Genomic DNA, 17528 nt, shown 5'->3' on the forward strand with positions numbered 1-17528 from the left:
TGGACATGGGTTTGGGCGGCGTGAGCGTGGGCGTGCTCGATCATTTCAACATCCGAACCCGGAAACTGGCCGAGACGGTCCGCTTCTACGAAGACGTGCTGGGCCTGGAAAATGGTGCCCGGCCGAATTTCGCCTTTCCGGGCGCCTGGATGTACAGCGAGGGCAAGCCGGTGGTGCACCTCGTCGATATTTCTCCGACCGCCGAGCCACAAAAGCCGGATTCCGGCGTTGTCCACCATGTCGCCTTCGTCAGCCGCGGCTTCGACGCTATGAAGCAGCGGCTCGCATCCAAGGGGATGAAGTTCGAGTCCCGCCAGGTGCCCGGCGGCGACCTCTGGCAGATCTTCGTCCACGATCCCAACGGGGTCATGATCGAGCTGAACTACGAGGCGGCCCGGGAGCAGGGAGCCGCGCCCGCGGAGATGGCTGACGATATCGGCAGGCAGTAGCCTTTTGGGCGTTTCCGCTCTAATGGGGCATCTTGAAATCAGGAGATGCGCTTTGAGCGTGACGCAGCAACAGGTTCTCGACAGCCTTGGCCGGATCAAGTCGCCGCGCGGGGTCGCGCTCACCAACGCCAATGTGCTGAGCGCAATCAGCGCCTCGGACGGCAAGGTGTTCTTCTCGATCAATGTCGATGCCGCCGAGGCGCGCGCCTGGGAGTCCATCCGGGCCGAAGCGGAAGCCGCTGTGCGCGCCATTCCCGGCGTCACCACCGTGATGGTGGCGCTGACCGCGGAGCGCAAGCCGGGCTCCGCGCCGCCGCCACCACCGCAGCCGAGCCGCGGCACGCCCGGCGTGCAGCCGGCCCACGCCCATAAGCCGCCGCAGGCCGGCCAATCGCCGATGGCGCGGCAGTCTGAGATCCCGGGCGTTGCCGCCGTGATCGCGGTGGCCTCCGGCAAGGGCGGGGTGGGAAAATCGACCACCGCGCTCAATCTGGCGCTCGGCCTGCGCGACCTCGGCCTCAAGGTCGGGCTGCTCGACGCCGACATCTACGGCCCCTCGGTGCCGCGGCTGACCGGCCTGCGCGACAAGCCGGAGCTGAACGACGAGCGCAAGATGATTCCGCTCCGGCGCTTCGGCCTCGCCATCATGTCGATCGGCTTTTTGGTGGAGGAGGAGACCGCGATGATCTGGCGCGGCCCCATGGTGATGTCGGCGGTGACGCAGATGCTGCGCGACGTCGAATGGGGCAAGCTCGACGTGCTGGTGGTCGACATGCCGCCTGGCACCGGCGATGCCCAGCTCACGCTGGCTCAGAACGTGCCGCTTAAGGGCGCCGTGATCGTCTCGACCCCGCAGGACCTGTCTCTGATCGATGCACGGCGGGGGCTTGCCATGTTCAAGAAGGTCAACGTGCCCGTGCTCGGCATCGTCGAGAACATGAGCTACTTCCAGTGCCCGCATTGCGGCACCAAGTCGGACATATTCGGCCATGGCGGGGCGCGGCACGAGGCGGAGAAGCTCGGAGTACCGTTCCTGGGCGAGATCCCCTTGCACATGGCGATTCGCGCCACCTCGGATGCCGGCAATCCTGTCGTCGACAGCGAGCCGGACGGACCTCATGCGGCGATCTACCGCGCCATTGCAGGCCAGGTCCGGGACCAGCTCAAGGGTGTCATCGCCGCGGCCTGAACCGGTCGTCGGCAAGCTCCTGGGACATGCGACTTTCGTAGAGTCCCGTCATGCCATTGTCGCGTTCCGCAAGCGGGGCTTCCGTGTTAAACGCCCACGGCAGTCAAGCCCCTTCGGTTCGACGCGGCCTTCACGCGTCGCCGGAATGAGCGGCGGCAAAAGAGAAGTTGAGGGGAAACGCCCCAGCAAGGAGAGAGATGAAGATGAAGCGTCGTGAATTTCTTAAAGTGTCGGCAGCGGGCGCGGCGGCAACCGCGGTGGCCTCGCCGGCGATCGCGCAATCCTCGCCTGAGGTGAAGTGGCGCCTGACTTCGAGCTTCCCGAAGTCGCTCGACACCATCTATGGCGGCGCCGAGCAGGTGGCCAAGTATGTCGCCGAGATGACCGACAACAAATTCCAGATCCAGGTGTTTGCGGCCGGCGAACTCGTCCCCGGCCTGCAGGCGCTCGATGCGACCTCCAGCGGCACGGTGGAGATGTGCCATACGGTGTCCTACTACTATGTCGGCAAGGATCCGACCTTCGCGATTTTCGCCTCGGTGCCGTTCGGCCTCAATGCGCGCCAGCAGAATTCGTGGCTCTATCAGGGCGGCGGCAACGAACTCGCCAACGAGTTCTTCAAGAAGTCGAACGTGGTCGGCTTCCCCTGCGGCAACACCGGCACCCAGATGGGCGGCTGGTTCCGCAAGGAGATCAAGACCGTTGCCGACCTCTCCGGCCTGAAGATGCGCATCGGCGGCATTGCCGGGCAGGTGCTCCAGAAGGTGGGCGTGGTGCCGCAGCAGCTCGCTGGCGGCGACATCTACCCGGCATTGGAGAAGGGCACCATCGACGCGGCCGAGTGGGTCGGTCCCTACGATGACGAGAAGCTCGGCTTCGCCAAGGTCGCCAAGTACTACTATTATCCAGGCTTCTGGGAAGGCGGTCCGACCGTCCACGCCTTCGCCAATCTGGAAAAGTGGAATGCGCTGCCGAAAAACTATCAGGCGATCCTCACCAACGCGACGGCCAACGCCAACACCTGGATGGCCGCGCGTTACGACATGCAGAACCCGGCGGCGCTGAAGCGTCTCGTCGCCGGCGGCACCCAGCTTCGTCCCTTCACCAACGAGGTGCTGGAAGCCTGCCTCAAGGCGACCAACGAGCTTTGGGCGGAAGTCTCGGCCAAGAACCCCGACTTCAAGAAGTCGATCGACGCCATGCAGGCCTATCGCTCCGACGAATATCTGTGGTGGCAGGTCGCCGAATATACCTACGACAGCTTCATGATCCGCTCCCGCACCCGCGGCTGATCTACGGCTTAAGTCGTAAGACGGATCGCCCGGCCTCGCTCGCGAGGCCGGGCTTTTTCTTTGCCGCAGTGCGATCGGGATGGCATTCGGCCCGGCGATGTTCCATGCTGTCCCCAAGCCTCGACAAGAAGGCCCACAATCAGATCCATCAGGGTAGGAAATCATGAAGAGAAGAGACTTCATCAAGGTCACGGGACTTGGTGCGGCCGGTGCCGCCACGCTCGCCGCGCCTGCGATCGCGCAGTCCATGCCGGAAATCAAATGGCGCATGCCGACGAGCTGGCCGAAATCGCTCGACACGCTGTTTGGCGGCGCCGAGATGATGTGCAAGATGGTCGCTGAAGCGACCGACAACAAATTCCAGATCCAGATCTTCGCCGCCGGCGAGATCGTGCCGGGTCTCCAGGTGCTCGATGCCGTGCAGAATGGCACCTGCGAGATCGGCCACACCGCGTCCTACTACTATTTCGGCAAGGACCCGACCTTCACCTTCGGCTCAGCCGTGCCGTTCGGTCCCAACATGCGCATCAACCAGGCCTGGTACATGCTGGGCGGCGGGCGCGACGTGCTCAACGAGTTCTACAAGGGCTACAACGTCGTCTCGCTGCTCGCGGGCAACACCGGCTGCCAGATGGGCGGCTGGTTCAGGAAAGAGGTCAACACGCCCGACGATCTCAAGGGCATGAAATTCCGCGTTGGCGGCTTCGCCGGCCGTGTGCTCCAGAAGCTCGGCGTCGTGCCGCAGCAACTCGCCGGCGGCGACATCTATCCGGCGCTGGAGAAGGGCACCATCGACGCCGCCGAATGGGTCGGTCCCTATGACGACGAGAAGCTCGGCTTCTACAAGATCGCGCCGCACTACTACTATCCCGGTTGGTGGGAAGGCGGGCCGATGCTGCTGGCCTTCGTCAACCTCGACAAGTGGAACGCGCTGCCGAAATATTACCAGAGCGTGTTGGAGCAGGCCGGCCACTACGCCAACAATTACATGATGGCGCGCTACGACAACGCCAATCCGCTGGCGCTGAAGAAGCTGCTCGCAGGCGGCACCAAGCTGCACGCCTTCTCGCCGTCGATCATGGATGCCTGCTACAAGGCGGCCAAGGAGCTGCACGCCGAGGTCGGCGCGACCAACGCCAACTTCAAGAAGGTCCACGATTCCCTCGCCAAGTTCACAAGCGACGGCTACGCCTGGTTCCAGGTCGCCGAGGTCGGCTACGACATCTTCATGGCCCGGCGCTCCCAGAGCTGATCACGCTGCGTGTTGCCTGCAACGCCTCGGAGCGAAGGCTCCGGGGCGTTGTCGTTGCGGCGTTCCGAAGCACGTCCAAACAAAAACAGCGAAAACAACCCCATGCACAGTAGACGAGGGGTGATAGCGGGATTGCCTGTCGGTGCTGCCAATACGCTGATATGTCGAGCTAATTAGCGGGATGAGACGATCGGCGGGCAGCTGGGTCCGCGCCGCGATTTTGGGAGCGAAACTAGCGTTAGGGACGCCGAGCGACGGATCCGGCTTCGCTGTTCCGATTCTGTGGATTACGGAGCCCGTTTGACTCGTCGGGCAAAACAGTGGCAAAAAGCGACAATCGTATAATCCGAAATTTGGGGTCGCGCCGATCTGCGGAAATGACCCATGAGCTTTGATCCCGATGAAATTCAAGACGCACTGCGAAAAGCATGGTCGTCGTCGACGGCCAGCCAATGGAGCGCGGACAATCCGGCGGCCGGGCAATGCAATGTCACTGCGCTGCTCATTCATGAACTGTTCGGCGGCCAGTTGCTGAAGACACCGCTGCCTGCCGCGGACCATTTTTACAACCGGATCGAAGGCGTGAGGTACGACTTCACGGCGAGCCAGTTCGATCGGCCGATCGTTTACCTGGATTTGCTGGCAAGTCGTGCGGAAGCGGAGCTTGGTGCAACAAACGACGAACTAGCGGAACTCAGAACAGCATTTCAGGAACATCACGCCAAGCGAGGCAAGGGTTCAATGCCTTAGTGAACAACGCCTGCCGCGTCCTCTGCGCTCGGCATGAGCCAATCGAGCCCGAGAAGGCCGGCTTCGAGGATAAGGCGACAATACCCCGAGGATTCTCGGGGGGAAGGCAAGCACGAGGCTCCCGTCCCGCAGGGGGAATTTCAGGGCCGCTGCAGCCAGTGATCTTAGCATCGAGGCTGCAAGCAAACTCAGGCGCGGAGTTCACCGACGCCGGGGATGTTCGGGTTCAAGAGCCGAACGATGGCGCCGGGCGCTCGCGCGGCGCCAGCATGAAGGATGAAGGCGTATCCGCCGGCATCAAGCTATCGACCTTGGTATTCACGCCAGCGTTCCACTTCATCCATGGCATCGACTCAAGATGAGGAATCGGTGGGAGCGCGATCTTCTTTTCGAACGCGTCGGCTGGAACGGGTTTGCCCGGCATACGATCCATTCCCCAAGCCGCCAGCGACGGCAGCAGGAGGATCGCAGCGATCGACGCCGCGAGTATCCGGCGGGCTAGGGGTTGCGCGAGCACTACCCGGGGTTTCTCCGCCCGAGCGGAGATATAATGATGTGATCGCTGACCATGTCATCCTCCTATCGTTCGAAAAAGACTGATCCAGGCGATCGTGGCGCAGCTGAGGGTGAACATCAGCCAGTGCACGGCCGCCGCTCCGTTTCTACGCAGCCTTTGCTGACGATCTCTGCTCATCTGACCGCTCCTCGTACGTCGATGTCTCCTTTCCTGATCGAGACGTGGGTCCGTTACTGCTAAGTTAGAAGTCCATCTGCGGCGCGGCTGGGGCTTCCGCCTTCTTCGGTTTCTCGGCGACGAGCGCTTCGGTGGTGATCAGAAGGGCGGCGATAGACGCAGCATCCTGCAAGGCTGTGCGAACCACCTTGGCCGGGTCGATCACGCCGGCCCGCACCAGATCCTGGTACTCGCCAGTCGCGGCGTTGAAGCCCCAATTGTAGTCGCCGTTCTCGATCAGCCTGCCGACCACCAGCGAACCGTCCTCGCCGGCATTCTCGACAATCTGGCGGGCTGGCATCTGGATTGCCCGGCGCACGATGTCGACGCCGGCCTTTTGGTCGGCGTTGGCGGTCTTGATGCGTTCAAGCGCCTTGAGCGCCCGCAACAGCGCCACTCCGCCGCCCGGCAGGATGCCTTCTTCCACCGCGGCGCGGGTCGCATGCATCGCGTCGTCGACGCGATCCTTGCGCTCCTTGACCTCGACTTCAGTGGCACCGCCGACCCGGATTACGGCCACGCCGCCCGCGAGCTTGGCAAGCCGCTCCTGCAACTTCTCGCGATCGTAGTCCGAGGTGGTCTGCTCGATCTGCAGCTTGATCTGGGCCACGCGCGCCTCGATGTCCTTCTTGGCGCCGGCGCCATTGACGATGGTCGTGTTCTCCTTGTCAATTACCACCTTCTTGGCCCGGCCGAGCATGTTGAGCGTGACGTTCTCGAGCTTGATGCCGAGATCTTCGGCGATCATCGTGCCGCCGGTGAGGATCGCGATGTCCTCGAGCATCGCCTTGCGGCGATCGCCGAAGCCCGGCGCCTTGACGGCTGCGATCTTCAGCCCGCCGCGCAGCCTGTTGACGACCAGCGTCGCCAGCGCTTCGCCTTCGATGTCTTCGGCGATGATCAGCAGGGGCTTGCTCGACTGCGCCACCGACTCGAGCAGCGGCAGCATCGATTGCAGTGCGGACAGCTTCTTCTCGTGGATCAGGATGTACGGGTCTTCGAGCTCCGCCCGCATCTTTTCGGCATTGGTGACGAAATAGGGCGACACATAGCCGCGATCGAACTGCATGCCCTCTACCACCTCCAACTCCGTGTTGAGGCTCTTAGCCTCCTCCACGGTGATGACGCCTTCGTTGCCGACCTTCTTCATGGCCTCGGCGAGGAAGCGACCGATCTCAGTGTCGCCATTCGCGGAGATCGTCGCGACCTGGGCGATCTCGTCGTTCGCCGTGACCTTCTTGGCGTGCGATTTGAGGTCCTTGACGATCGCCTCGACTGCGAGGTCGATGCCGCGCTTGAGGTCCATCGGGTTCATGCCCGCTGCAACCGACTTAGCGCCTTCCTTGACGATCGATTGCGCCAGCACGGTCGCAGTCGTCGTTCCGTCGCCAGCGACATCGCTGGTCTTCGACGCCACCTCGCGCACCATCTGCGCGCCCATGTTCTCGAACTTGTCTTCGAGCTCGATCTCCTTGGCCACGGTGACACCGTCCTTGGTGATGCGCGGCGCCCCGAACGATTTCTCCAGCACCACGTTGCGGCCTTTCGGTCCGAGCGTCACCTTGACGGCGTTTGCCAGCGTATCGACGCCGCGCAGCATGCGGTCGCGGGCTTCCGTCGAGAATTTGACGTCCTTGGCAGCCATGACGTTCTCTCCTTTGCCGTTCAATGAGTGTCAGCGCTTCACGCGGCCTTCTTCGTCGCGGCGGCCTTCTCGACCACGCCCAGCAGATCGCTCTCCTTCATGATGAGAAGCTCTTTGCCGTCGATCTTCACCTCCGTGCCGGACCATTTGCCGAACAGCACCCGGTCGCCGACCTTCACGTCGAGCGGCACCAGCTGGCCCTGTTCGTTGCGGCCACCCGGCCCGGCGGCGATCACCTCGCCTTCCTGCGGCTTTTCCTTCGCCGTGTCCGGAATGATGATGCCGCCGGCAGTCCTCTCCTCGGCATCGATGCGTCGCACCAGCACGCGATCATGCAATGGACGGAAATGCATGCACATCCTCCCCTACAATTCAGCGATGTCATAAAAATCGGGGCCGCAACCGGCCGTCCGGCAAAATCGACCTAGGCGCGGCAAAGATGAGGTCAAGAGGGGCTATGAAAAATTTTTCGACACCGCCGGCAGAAGTTTCCGCGACGACGTGTCGTGACACGGCGGGACGGAGCGGCGCCCTTGCCGGCTTTCCGCAGTGCCGCAGGTCCGTCCCTTCAAATATCTTTTTACGCGGCCGTGGGCGGCGCTCCCGGAGCGGTGTCCGTGGAGGTCGGCCGGACGCGCAGCGAGTGCCGATAGCCGGAGCTGGCGGTAAGGCTGCGAAGCATCCTCTGGTAGATCCGGGTATACTCCGTCGCCATGCGCGCGGACGAGAAACGTCCCTCGAACCGGGCGCGGATGGCTTTGCGGTCGAGCGCCAGCAATCCGGGAATGGCCCGCGCCGCCTCATCGACGTCGGACACGATACGGCCGGTTAGTCCGTCGTCGACGATTTCCGGGACCGATCCGCAACGGAAGGCGAGCACCGGCGTGGCGCAGGCCATGGCTTCGATCATGACCAGGCCGAAAGGCTCCGGCCAGTCGATCGGGAAGAGCAGCGCTGCCGCATTGCCGAGAAATTCGCTTTTGGCGCTCTCATTGATCTCGCCGATGAACTCGATTCCCGGCTCGTTCAGCATCGGCGCGATAACACCGCGAAAATAGGCTTCATCGGCCTTGTCGACCTTGGCAGCTATCTTGAGCGGAAGCCCCGCCGCCCGCGCAATTGCAATAGCGCGGTCGGGACGTTTCTCCGGTGAGATGCGGCCGAGAAACGCTAGATAGCCGCCTGTCGGGCTGAAGCTTGGGGTGTGCAGATCGAGCGGAAGGCCGTGGTACACCGTCGCCACGAAGTTCGCGCCTGAGAGCGGCGCCCGTTGCGCGTTCGAAATCGAAACCAGCGGCATGTCGGAAAATCGGCGGTAGAACGGCATATGGTCCAGCAGATCCTGCCGGCCGTGCAACGTTGTCAGCGTCCGGCCGCGCTCGGACCGGAACAGCGGAAAATGCAGATAGTCGGTGTGGAAGTGCAGGATGTCGAACTCATCCGCGCGCTCGCGCACCTTGTCGAGCATGACCATCGGATGGGGAATAGCATCTTGCACGTCGTGATCGAGGCGCAGCGCACGAGTGGTGCAGGGAACGAGCTCGGCCGAGGTAATGGAGTCCTGGCTGGCGAACAGCGTCACTTGGTGACCCTGTCGCACCAGCTCCTCGGTCAGCCACGAAACCACCCGCTCCGTTCCCCCATAAAGCCGGGGCGGGACGCTCTCGAACAGCGGGGCAATCTGCGCAATCTTCATCTTCTTCCCTCCGCGATTAACCGCTGCGCCAGCCCCGATCGGGACGATCGGGACGGCGCGCAGCTCCATGCAAACGGGAGCGCATCGCGCTCCGGATCTTTTGCAGTGCGCGCTCGCGCGATACGCCGGAAGTGCCGGCAAGCTCCTCCAGGGTCTTCGGCTGTTCGGCCAGGAATCGCGCCCCGACGATATGGCGCTCACGGAGGTCAAGGAGAGCGAGCGCGTCCCCCACTGCGCTTCTTACCCGGTTACGATCCTCCGCCTCCGACAGCAGCGTCTCCGGGTCGGGCGCCGGATCGATCAGCCGGTCCTCGATTTCCTCGGCCCCGTCCTCCCGCCTCGTGGGCAGGTTGAGCGAAGTATCACCCCGTATCCAGCCGTTCATCTCGACGACCTCAGGCGAGGCTACTTTCAGTTTGTCGGTGATATATTCGGCCTGCTCCGGCGACAGGTCGCGGGCAGATTCGATCGGACGGACAGGATGCTCATTTTCCAATTCCTCCTCAGAGCAAAGTGGGTGAGCTCCCCCAGCATGCGCCTGGGCCCAGAAGCGGCGCCCAAGCGCGTCATGCCGGCGGCGCTCACAAAATGTCGTATCTTCCGAATTGTTCCTTCGAGAAATAAGAGCTGCGGCCGGGCCCATGTGAGCAGCGAAGTGCAGGCGGTGAATCCGACAATGGCCTTGACGGCCTCGATTTAGGGAGCTCCCGTGGCGGCTCAAAAGGTGTGGGCCGGCCGAGCATGGGGCTGATTGCGCAGGGCGAAGGTGGCCGTCCGCAGCGGCGGTTGATGCGAAGCACACAATCTACCGCCGGGGTCGGGACGGCAAAAATACAATTCGAGCGCGCATGGCGCCCTTGAAAACGACCCGCACCGTTCTAGCTCTTGGGTGCCACATGTGTGGCGCCGGACGCCGTCAGGGTCCGGTCAAGGCCGTCGGAAAACCGGCGTTGCTCCTATCCATGTTGCTCCAAGGAGGATGTGGTTATGAGAACTTACGAAATGCCCCCGTTCTGGCGCTCGAGCGTCGGCTTCGATCGTCTGTTCGACCTCGTCAACGACGCGGCGAATGCGGACGACGATTATCCGCCGTACGACATCGCGCGTACCGGTGAGAACCAGTACCGGATCACGCTGGCACTGGCGGGCTTCAGCCCGGAGGAGATCACCATCACCGCCGAGCAATCAATGCTTACGGTTGAGGGGCGCAAGCCCAGCAAAGGTGATCAAGACTACCTGTACCAGGGAATCTCCCTGCGGCCGTTCCGCCGCGTTTTCAACCTGGCGGACTATGTTCAGGTCAAGGATGCGACGTTCGAAAACGGCATGCTGAGGATCGCTCTGGTTCGGGAAATCCCGGAGGCGATGAAGCCACGCCGTATCGCGATCGAAGTCGCCGGCAACGACAACCAGCAAATCGAAGGGAAGCAGACCGCCTGACGGAGTTCCGTTCGGGGCCGTCGAACCGCCTGCGCGGCGTGGCCGCGCGCGGCTGAATTTTGTCAAATGAGCATGAAGAAACAGGAAGGAGGAAAGCTATGCCCCTACGCGATCTCGTTCCCCGGAATAACGGCTCCCGCGATCTGAGTCCGCACCGCAGCGAAGCCAATCCGTTCCTCGCGCTTCATCGCGAGATGAATCGGCTGTTCGATGATGCGTTCCGCACGTTCGACGTCACTCCGTTTGGCTCCCAGGCGACCGGATGGCCGAACATCGAAGTCAAAGAGACGGAGAAGGAAGTCAACGTCACCGCCGAGGTCCCCGGTCTCGAGGAGAAGGACGTCAACGTCGAACTGAGGGGCGGCCTGTTGACCATCAGCGGCGAAAAAAGGAGCGAGACCGAAGACAAGGAGCGCCGCTTCAGCGAGCGCTACTACGGACGCTTCGAGCGCTCCGTCCCGGTCGACGATGTCGATCAGGACAAGGTCGAGGCGTCTTTCAAGAATGGCGTGCTCACCGTGACGCTGCCGAAGTTACCGACCACGCAGCACAAGGTGAAACGGATCGCCATCAACGGCAAGTAACCGCGGGACGGGCGGGAGTTCGCTTTCGCCCGTCACCGGACTGGCCTGTGCAAAGAGAGTGAGGGAAAGGAGCGAATGTAAGGAGTTGCAACATGAACACCATCTGGAAAAAGGACATGATCGCCGATGGGGTCAACCTAGTGATCGGCCTCGGCTTGTTCATCTCGCCGTGGGCCTTCGGGTTCGCCGCTGAAAGTCCCACCAACTGGAATGCCTGGTTGAGCGGCATCCTGATCGCTGCGCTGGCCGTTGCGGCGCTGGCGATATTCGCCGAATGGCAGGAGTGGATAGCTCTGGCCGCCGGCGTTTGGGTCGCCGTATCACCCTGGGTGCTGCACTTCTCGGCCAAGGCAACGGTGACACCGCTCCACGTCATCGCCGGAATCCTCGTCGCCGCTGTTGCGGCTCTGCGAGTTTGGCAACTGCATCAGGGCCATCCACGTGTGACAGCGTGAATGCTCGGCGAGGGGAGGCTGCGGCAGCCTCCCTTCGCAACTGACCTGCGCGAGTGCGCCATTTTGCTGGCCAAGCTCGTTGCCGCGAGATGAACCATGATGGTGCTGAAGTGAAAGGGAACACGCCAATACTGTCTCCGTCGACCGTTGGGCCAAGCGGAGAGATCGTGCTGACCTCGCGTTTGTACACGCTCGACAAGAAGCGTCGCCGGGTCCTTGCAGGCCTTACCCCTGAGGAGACGACCGAATTCGAACTTTTGGATGCTCAGCTTCCGCTAGATGGCAAGCCGACTTGGCGACATTCCGAGCTACCGCTCTCTCCGAAAGAGCAGCGGTGGCTGGAGCTGTTCCGAAGAATGGAGGCCGCGCGGAAGCAGACCGCTGCCTGAAGACGATTGCGCGTGCTGATCATGGAGGGTTGGCCAAAATACGCGTCCTTCGCAGGAATGGTCTCTTGGGCAAGGAGCCTGTTCGCCGGCGGCTTGCGCGAGAAAAGCCGTTCACTCAGCACAGCGAACGAGGATGCGCTGCGGCAACCACGTCCGCCGATCGTCGCGCAGAAGGCGCCGCCCGGGGCCTCGGGACACGACGGTCCCCAGGATGATTATTCTCTTCCAGAAGGATTGAGAAGGCCGCGCAAAGGACCGCTCAATAAATATACCGGCCGCAGGCCCAATTGCGGATCTGAACTTCGTCGTTGAACATGTGCTGGCGAGACTTGCCGGCGTTGTCCTGGCGGCTCTTGCGGTCCAATTCATTTTCGACGGTATTCGAGGCGCTCGGCTCCTGGTGGCCGATTGAAACGCTGAGGAGTGAAAAGTGGCAAGATCTGGACCGATCGGCTCTGGACCTGCGTGCACCGGCGGCAGTGTTCTTCTACTCGCCCGACGTCGCCGTGCGCGTCCGGAGCAGCATCTGGCTGGTTATGCCGGACTGATGCAGGTCGACGCCTTAGACTAGCCAAAGCGCGAGGCCGGTCAGTTCTTCGGCTGGCCGAAATCGAGTGGCGGTGGCAGTTCGATGTCCGGGATCTCGATCTTGATCTTGTCCAAATCCACCTTCGTCGGCGCGTCCAGCAGCCCAGTCACCGTTATTGGAAAGGCGATGACAACGGCAACCATGATCGCCTGCAGGCCGATCCAAGGCATTGCACCCCAATAAATGTCTGAGCTCTTGACTTCTTTTGGCGCCACGCCCCGGAGGTAGAACAAAGCGAAGCCGAAGGGGGGATGCAGGAAGGAGGTCTGCATGTTGACGCAGAGCATGACGCCGAACCAGATCAAGGCAGCATCGGCACCGACGATGGGAGTCAGCAGCTTGTGTGCGATCGGCGCAATCATCGGGATGATGATGAAGGCGATCTCGAAGAAATCGAGGAAGAAGGCGATAAAGAAGATGAACAAATTGATGAAGATCAGGAAGCCCCACACGCCGCCCGGCAGTGATGTCAGCATGTGCTCCAGCCAGACACCACCGTTGCAACCCAAGAAAACGATCGAGAAGCAAGTCGATCCGATCAGGATGAAGGTCACCATGCAGGTGATGCGCATGGTGGTCTCATAACCCTGCTTAACCAGGGTGCGCAGGTCGGGAATCCTGATCGCCTCGATGCAGACCCAGGCCACTGCCAGATAGGCAATTGCGAAGGCAATCTTGAACGGCAGGTTAGGCGTGAAGTAGATGCCGATGATGGTGCCGACACCAGCAGCGGCGACGCCGACGAGCAAAACCCTGTGACCGGCCGAGCTGAAATCCTTGTGATGGATAACGGCAAGGACGATCGCGCCGACGGCGCCCATCGCGCCCGCCTCGGTCGGGGTGGCGAGGCCGAGCATCATGGTGCCGAGCACCACGAAGATCAGAACAGCGGATGGGATGATGCCCAGCAGGCATTTGCGCCAGAGCGCCCAACCTTTGAGCGTCCTCGCTTCCTTAGGCACGGCCGGGACATGGCCTGGCTTGATCAGGCTCAGAGCAAACGTGTAGCCCGCGAAGAGGGCGATCTGGAGGATCGAAGGCCCCCAGGCGCCCAGATACATATCGCCGACCGACTTCCCGAGTTGGTCGGCGAGCACGATCAGAACCAGCGAGGGAGGCACCAGCTGGGTAATGGTGCCGGACGCTGCAAGCACGCCGGTGATGTAGCGCATGTTGTAGCCGTAGCGGATCATGACCGGCATCGAGATCAGCGCCATTGCGATCACCTGCGCGGCCACCGTGCCGGTGATGGCACCGAGGATGAAGCCGACGATGATCACGGAATAGCCGAGACCGCCGCGAATGGGGCCGAACAACTGCCCCATCGAATCCAGCATATCTTCTGCGAGGCCGCATCGTTCGAGGATCGCGCCCATGAACGTGAAGAATGGAATTGCCAGCAGCAGCTCGTTGGCCAGCACGCTGCCGTAGATGCGCTCCGGGATTGCCTGGAGGAAGCTGAATCCGAAGAATCCTTCGTGGATCGCGAGAAATCCAAACGAAAGCCCGAGAGCGGCCAACGTGAAGGCGACAGGGAAGCCGATCAGCATCGCCAAGACCAGCCCGCCGAACATCAGCGGCGGCATCATCTCAATTGTGATCATTGGGTCGGCCGCTCGTATTTCGCATCGATGGTGACTTCGCCGCGCAGAGCCGCTGCTCGTTTGATGACTTCTGAGACACCTTGCAGAGCCAACATGAAGAATCCTGCCGGCAGCGCAAGCTTGATTGGCCATCGGAGGAGGCCGCCAGCATTATTGGACATTTCGCCGATGACGAGCGAGTTGTAGAACATCGACCATGACAGGTAACTGAGGAGCAGGCATGCCGGGACGAGGAAAACCAATGTCCCGATCAGGTCGAGCCATAACTGGCCGCGCTCGGAAAGCATGAGGTACATGATTTCGACACGCACATGCTCGTTACGTTTGAAGGTATAGGACGCGCCGAACATCACGACGACAGCGAACATATACCACTGCGTTTCGAGCCAGCTGTTGGAGCTGTAGCTGAAGGCGTACCGGATCATCGCATTTGCAGCGCTGACGAGACAGGCCGCGAGCACCAGAACGTTGCAGACGTTACCGATCTTCTCGTTCAGCCAGTCGATAGCTGCACTTATCGCCAACAATGGGCGCATCAATATCTTTTCCCCGCTCGCTGAGTGCTGACCCCAAACGAGCAGGATCATGGTGCTGCATCAGCAGCCTTCCACATCTGCGCCGGAGCTAGTTCACCCTCCTGATGCTTCCGCTCGTTCTTGTTGTTCGATTTCCAGCGAGACCTGTGCAGGTCGCGGGCGCGCGTGAAGCAGGGCACCTTTATCGTCGGCAGTTTTCCGGTCAACAGAAAAATAGACAATTTGCCGCAGCGGCCACTAAAAAAGTTCGCGGCCGGTCTGGTGATGGCGATCGAACAGGTGTTCTGAGATTCCCCTGCGCGTGTGTTCGAAACGTCGAGGTCCGTCTAGCGCTGGACGTCGTACTGCTTGCTGAGGTGATCGCCGATCTGGACAAGCATGGCAACGCATTCGGGGTAGCCGGGCCGATCTGAGGTGGCTCGGTCCGCACTGGCTCGAAACTCCCAGGACTTGCCATCGCGGAGGATCGAAATGGTCATTCCATCGGGACAGTCGGCATGAACCTTCAACTCGGCCTTCGCCATGGCGATGAGTTCGCTTTCGGTTTTCACAGGATTGCTCATTAAGTTCATCCTTTAGTCTGAGAGAAACTTGCTGGTATCTGTCAAATTAGCAAACAGCCTTCTCCTTGATGCAAGGACCGGTCATTGAAGCTTACGCGAACCTGACAGAAGGCCGACCCGCCGCCCCGGTGCTTTTTCGCTGGCCGCGGCGCCGCGAATGCTGGAAAAGAACGCAGATGCGGCGCGAGCCGTGCGGTGATACCGGAACAATCGGCGGGAATTTGATGCGCCTTCTGATCGTCGAGGACAATGCCGAGCTGTCGCGGCTCGTGGCCGGCGGGCTGGCGGCTGCCGGGTATGAGAGCGACATCGTCGGCAGCGCAGCCGAGGCGCGCGAAGCTGTGAGCAGCGTCAGCTATGCCGCGATGATCCTCGATCTCGGCCTGCCCGACGGCGACGGCCTGGCAGTGCTGCGCGAGCTGCGCCTCAAGATGGAGCCGCTGCCGGTCCTGGTGTTGACCGCGCGCGGGGGCGTGCAAGACCGCGTCACCGGACTGCGCAGCGGCGCCGACGACTATCTCACAAAGCCGTTCGCGATGGAGGAGCTGGTGGCGCGGCTGGAGGCAATCCTGCGCCGGCCGGGCCAGCTGCTCGGCCGCTCGCTCCGCCTTGCCAATCTCGTCTACGACACCGAGAGCCGCCAGATCTTCGTCGACGACCAGCCGCGGATCATCTCCGCGCGCGAGACGTCGGTGCTGGAGATCCTGTTGCGCCGGCAGGGCCGGGTGGTGCCGAAGAAGAACGTCGAGGATCACATCTTCGGGCTCGAAGGCGAGGTCGCCTCCAACGCGGTCGAGGTCTATGTCTCCAGGCTGCGCAAGCAGCTCACCGAACACGGCGCCAAGGTGGTGATCCACACCATCCGCGGCGTCGGCTATCTCATGGCCGAGGAAAAATAGCGTGGCTGCCGGAGGCCATGTCAGATCGCTCACGTTCAAATCGCTGATCTGGCGGATCGTCTTCCTGCACATCGTGGCGGTCGCGATGGTCGCGATCGTCCTGCCGCTCGTGCTGTTCTGGCTGCTCAATTCCGAGATCGACCAGTTGCACCACGACGGCATGCGCGCCCAGGCCGAGGTGCTGGCGGAGCGCATCGTCACCCAGCCGGACGGCTCGCTGACGTTCAACCTGCCCGACAGTCTGCGCGGGCTCTATTCGGACGCCTACGGCCGCTATCAATACGACATTCGCGATGGCGAAGGCCGGCTGCTGTTTTCCTCGCATCGGCGGGCCGCAGCCGCGGCTCTTCGGCCGCCCGAGACGATTTCCGGCGCTGGCGTCACCCGGGTCATCGACGGCAAGACGGTGCGCATCCAGGTCGCCGAGGATCTCGCGCATCGCGACGTCATCATCGACGACATCGTCTCGAACTTCTTCCGACGGGTCGGGTGGATCACCATCCCCATCCTTCTGGTCCTGCTCGCAACCGACATCATCATCTTCCGCCGCGCGATCGCGCCATTGTGGAAGGCCTCGGAGGAGGCCAGCAATATCGGCCCGGCGCGCACCGACATCCGCCTGCCGACGAAGCAGATCCCGCGCGAGATCATGCCGCTCGTCACGGCAGTGAACCAGGCGCTCGACCGCCTCGAGGACGGCTTTCGGGTGCAGCGGCAGTTCACGGCCGACGCGGCTCATCAACTGCGTACGCCGCTCACGATCCTGCGCACGCGGATCGAGACGCTTGGCGACGGCGCGGCGCGTCAGGCGCTGCATGCCGACATCGAAGCCATGAGCCGGATCGTCGCCCAGCTGCTGGAGATCGCCGAGCTCGACACGCTGGTGCTCGACCCCGGCGAGACCGCTGACTTGCGCGCCGTCTGTGCCGAGGTGGTCGGTTCGATCGCCCCGTTTGCGATCGCGCAGCATAAGGACATCGCCCTGCGGGGCAGCGACGCGCCCGTCATGATCCACGGCAATTCGGAGATGCTTCAGCGTGCAGTCTTCAACCTCGCCGAAAACGCGATCAAGTTCACGGCGAGGGACACCGCCGTCGAGGTCGAGGTGGGCGAGGACGGCTCAGTGCGGGTGCGCGATCGCGGTCCCGGCATCGCGGAGGCCGAGCGCGAGCTGATCTTCCAGCGCTTCTGGCGCCGTGACCGCCAGCGCAGCGACGGTGCAGGCCTGGGCCTCTCGATCGTGCGCGGCGTCGCGGACGATCACGCCGCGACGGTCGCGGTGGAGAATCTCCCCGGCGGCGGCGCGGAGTTCACGCTGCGATTCAGGTTGGCGGGCTGAACTGACGTTTCACCCTCCCCCTCAGGGGCAGGGGAATCGCATGTGAGCGTTCTCTGTAAGGCATTGCGAATTGGGCAGAAATCGATTCTGAAGGTGGCTCCTGAGTTGGAAGGAGCGGCCGATG

The 17528-nt window shown here is 62.3% G+C and carries 20 protein-coding genes; 12 read left to right on the forward strand and 8 right to left on the reverse strand.

The genetic code is table 11. The features are described 5' to 3' along the window. Positions 1-11: 11 nt before the first annotated feature. The 5 genes from IVA92_RS26600 to IVA92_RS26620 all read left to right on the forward strand — a co-directional run bounded on the left by IVA92_RS26600 (position 12) and on the right by IVA92_RS26620 (position 4932). Entirely contained in the window at positions 12-449 is a 438-nt protein-coding gene (locus IVA92_RS26600; RefSeq protein ID WP_247281429.1) for a VOC family protein, read from the forward strand. A 52-nt stretch (positions 450-501) separates the two neighbouring features. Then, positions 502-1638 carry an Mrp/NBP35 family ATP-binding protein gene (locus IVA92_RS26605; protein ID WP_247281409.1) on the forward strand — a complete coding sequence of 379 codons (1137 nt, stop codon included), beginning with the start codon at positions 502-504 and terminating at the stop codon, positions 1636-1638. Between the two features lie 203 nt (positions 1639-1841). Beyond that, complete coding sequence (locus IVA92_RS26610) at positions 1842-2930, forward strand: TRAP transporter substrate-binding protein (protein ID WP_247281430.1); 1089 nt, start codon at positions 1842-1844, stop codon at positions 2928-2930. A 163-nt stretch (positions 2931-3093) separates the two neighbouring features. After that, entirely contained in the window at positions 3094-4182 is a 1089-nt protein-coding gene (locus IVA92_RS26615; RefSeq protein ID WP_247281410.1) for a TRAP transporter substrate-binding protein, read from the forward strand. Between the two features lie 384 nt (positions 4183-4566). After that, entirely contained in the window at positions 4567-4932 is a 366-nt protein-coding gene (locus IVA92_RS26620) for a hypothetical protein (RefSeq protein ID WP_247281411.1), read from the forward strand. Positions 4933-5158: 226 nt separating this feature from the next. On the opposite strand, the gene IVA92_RS26625 is transcribed toward IVA92_RS26620, so the two are convergent. From IVA92_RS26625 to IVA92_RS26645, 5 genes are all read right to left on the reverse strand, one after another. Further along, positions 5159-5449 (reverse strand): hypothetical protein, encoded by a 291-nt coding sequence (locus IVA92_RS26625; protein WP_247281412.1) that lies wholly within the window; start codon positions 5447-5449, stop codon positions 5159-5161. A 241-nt stretch (positions 5450-5690) separates the two neighbouring features. Then, positions 5691-7310: a chaperonin GroEL gene (gene groL / locus IVA92_RS26630; RefSeq protein ID WP_247281413.1), complete on the reverse strand. Its 1620-nt coding sequence runs from the start codon at positions 7308-7310 to the stop codon at positions 5691-5693. A 38-nt stretch (positions 7311-7348) separates the two neighbouring features. Next, positions 7349-7663 (reverse strand): co-chaperone GroES, encoded by a 315-nt coding sequence (groES, locus tag IVA92_RS26635; RefSeq protein WP_247281414.1) that lies wholly within the window; start codon positions 7661-7663, stop codon positions 7349-7351. Between the two features lie 227 nt (positions 7664-7890). Further along, complete coding sequence (locus tag IVA92_RS26640) at positions 7891-9006, reverse strand: glycosyltransferase family 4 protein (protein WP_247281415.1); 1116 nt, start codon at positions 9004-9006, stop codon at positions 7891-7893. 16 nt (positions 9007-9022) lie between these two features. After that, positions 9023-9502: a sigma factor-like helix-turn-helix DNA-binding protein gene (locus IVA92_RS26645; RefSeq protein WP_247281416.1), complete on the reverse strand. Its 480-nt coding sequence runs from the start codon at positions 9500-9502 to the stop codon at positions 9023-9025. A gap of 491 nt (positions 9503-9993) precedes the next feature. Here IVA92_RS26645 and IVA92_RS26650 point away from each other — a divergent pair, with 491 nt between their 5' ends. The 4 genes from IVA92_RS26650 (at position 9994) to IVA92_RS26665 (ending at position 11874) form a co-directional block, all read left to right on the forward strand. Continuing rightward, complete coding sequence (locus IVA92_RS26650; RefSeq protein WP_247281417.1) at positions 9994-10446, forward strand: Hsp20 family protein; 453 nt, start codon at positions 9994-9996, stop codon at positions 10444-10446. 98 nt (positions 10447-10544) lie between these two features. Next, positions 10545-11030: an Hsp20/alpha crystallin family protein gene (locus IVA92_RS26655; protein WP_247281418.1), complete on the forward strand. Its 486-nt coding sequence runs from the start codon at positions 10545-10547 to the stop codon at positions 11028-11030. A 92-nt stretch (positions 11031-11122) separates the two neighbouring features. Next, positions 11123-11485, forward strand: coding sequence for an SPW repeat protein (locus IVA92_RS26660; protein WP_247281419.1), 363 nt, complete (start codon positions 11123-11125; stop codon positions 11483-11485). Between the two features lie 167 nt (positions 11486-11652). Continuing rightward, the gene (locus IVA92_RS26665) at positions 11653-11874 is read left to right on the forward strand and encodes a hypothetical protein (RefSeq protein WP_247281420.1); all 222 of its coding nucleotides are present in this window, start codon (positions 11653-11655) and stop codon (positions 11872-11874) included. A 588-nt stretch (positions 11875-12462) separates the two neighbouring features. Here the strand turns inward: IVA92_RS26665 and IVA92_RS26670 are convergent. Together IVA92_RS26670 and IVA92_RS26675 are read right to left on the reverse strand one after the other, a co-directional pair. Then, entirely contained in the window at positions 12463-14067 is a 1605-nt protein-coding gene (locus IVA92_RS26670; protein WP_247281421.1) for a TRAP transporter large permease subunit, read from the reverse strand. Then, a complete protein-coding gene (locus IVA92_RS26675) occupies positions 14064-14603 on the reverse strand; it encodes a TRAP transporter small permease subunit (RefSeq protein ID WP_247281431.1) in 540 nt (179 codons plus the stop codon). The genes IVA92_RS26670 and IVA92_RS26675 overlap by 4 nt, the downstream gene beginning before the upstream one ends. A gap of 165 nt (positions 14604-14768) precedes the next feature. Here IVA92_RS26675 and IVA92_RS35825 point away from each other — a divergent pair, with 165 nt between their 5' ends. Beyond that, on the forward strand, positions 14769-14891 hold the full coding sequence (locus IVA92_RS35825) for a hypothetical protein (protein ID WP_256464563.1): 123 nt from the start codon (positions 14769-14771) through the stop codon (positions 14889-14891). A 38-nt stretch (positions 14892-14929) separates the two neighbouring features. On the opposite strand, the gene IVA92_RS26680 is transcribed toward IVA92_RS35825, so the two are convergent. Beyond that, complete coding sequence (locus tag IVA92_RS26680; protein WP_247281422.1) at positions 14930-15166, reverse strand: hypothetical protein; 237 nt, start codon at positions 15164-15166, stop codon at positions 14930-14932. Positions 15167-15390: 224 nt separating this feature from the next. Between IVA92_RS26680 and IVA92_RS26685 the strand changes: the two genes are divergently transcribed. Both IVA92_RS26685 and IVA92_RS26690 read left to right on the forward strand, forming a co-directional pair. Next, positions 15391-16065 carry a response regulator transcription factor gene (locus IVA92_RS26685; protein ID WP_247281423.1) on the forward strand — a complete coding sequence of 225 codons (675 nt, stop codon included), beginning with the start codon at positions 15391-15393 and terminating at the stop codon, positions 16063-16065. Position 16066: 1 nt separating this feature from the next. Then, entirely contained in the window at positions 16067-17404 is a 1338-nt protein-coding gene (locus IVA92_RS26690; RefSeq protein WP_247281424.1) for an ATP-binding protein, read from the forward strand. Positions 17405-17528 lie beyond the last annotated feature (124 nt).

The organism is Bradyrhizobium sp. 154, from assembly GCF_023073875.1.
Classification (GTDB): Bacteria; Pseudomonadota; Alphaproteobacteria; order Rhizobiales; family Xanthobacteraceae; genus Bradyrhizobium.

What these genes read in the sequence shown, in the direction of transcription:
- IVA92_RS26620 (WP_247281411.1), top strand. Translation starts at nt 4,567, where the DNA reads ATGAGCTTTGATCCCGATGAAATTCAAGACGCACTGCGAAAAGCATGG.
- IVA92_RS26685 (WP_247281423.1), top strand. Translation starts at nt 15,391, where the DNA reads ATGCGCCTTCTGATCGTCGAGGACAATGCCGAGCTGTCGCGGCTCGTG.
- IVA92_RS26670 (WP_247281421.1), bottom strand. Translation starts at nt 14,067, where the DNA reads ATGATCACAATTGAGATGATGCCGCCGCTGATGTTCGGCGGGCTGGTC.
- IVA92_RS26610 (WP_247281430.1), top strand. Translation starts at nt 1,842, where the DNA reads ATGAAGCGTCGTGAATTTCTTAAAGTGTCGGCAGCGGGCGCGGCGGCA.
- IVA92_RS26680 (WP_247281422.1), bottom strand. Translation starts at nt 15,166, where the DNA reads ATGAGCAATCCTGTGAAAACCGAAAGCGAACTCATCGCCATGGCGAAG.
- IVA92_RS26675 (WP_247281431.1), bottom strand. Translation starts at nt 14,603, where the DNA reads ATGCGCCCATTGTTGGCGATAAGTGCAGCTATCGACTGGCTGAACGAG.
- IVA92_RS26615 (WP_247281410.1), top strand. Translation starts at nt 3,094, where the DNA reads ATGAAGAGAAGAGACTTCATCAAGGTCACGGGACTTGGTGCGGCCGGT.
- IVA92_RS26650 (WP_247281417.1), top strand. Translation starts at nt 9,994, where the DNA reads ATGAGAACTTACGAAATGCCCCCGTTCTGGCGCTCGAGCGTCGGCTTC.
- groL (WP_247281413.1), bottom strand. Translation starts at nt 7,310, where the DNA reads ATGGCTGCCAAGGACGTCAAATTCTCGACGGAAGCCCGCGACCGCATG.
- IVA92_RS26655 (WP_247281418.1), top strand. Translation starts at nt 10,545, where the DNA reads ATGCCCCTACGCGATCTCGTTCCCCGGAATAACGGCTCCCGCGATCTG.
- groES (WP_247281414.1), bottom strand. Translation starts at nt 7,663, where the DNA reads ATGCATTTCCGTCCATTGCATGATCGCGTGCTGGTGCGACGCATCGAT.
- IVA92_RS26660 (WP_247281419.1), top strand. Translation starts at nt 11,123, where the DNA reads ATGAACACCATCTGGAAAAAGGACATGATCGCCGATGGGGTCAACCTA.
- IVA92_RS26640 (WP_247281415.1), bottom strand. Translation starts at nt 9,006, where the DNA reads ATGAAGATTGCGCAGATTGCCCCGCTGTTCGAGAGCGTCCCGCCCCGG.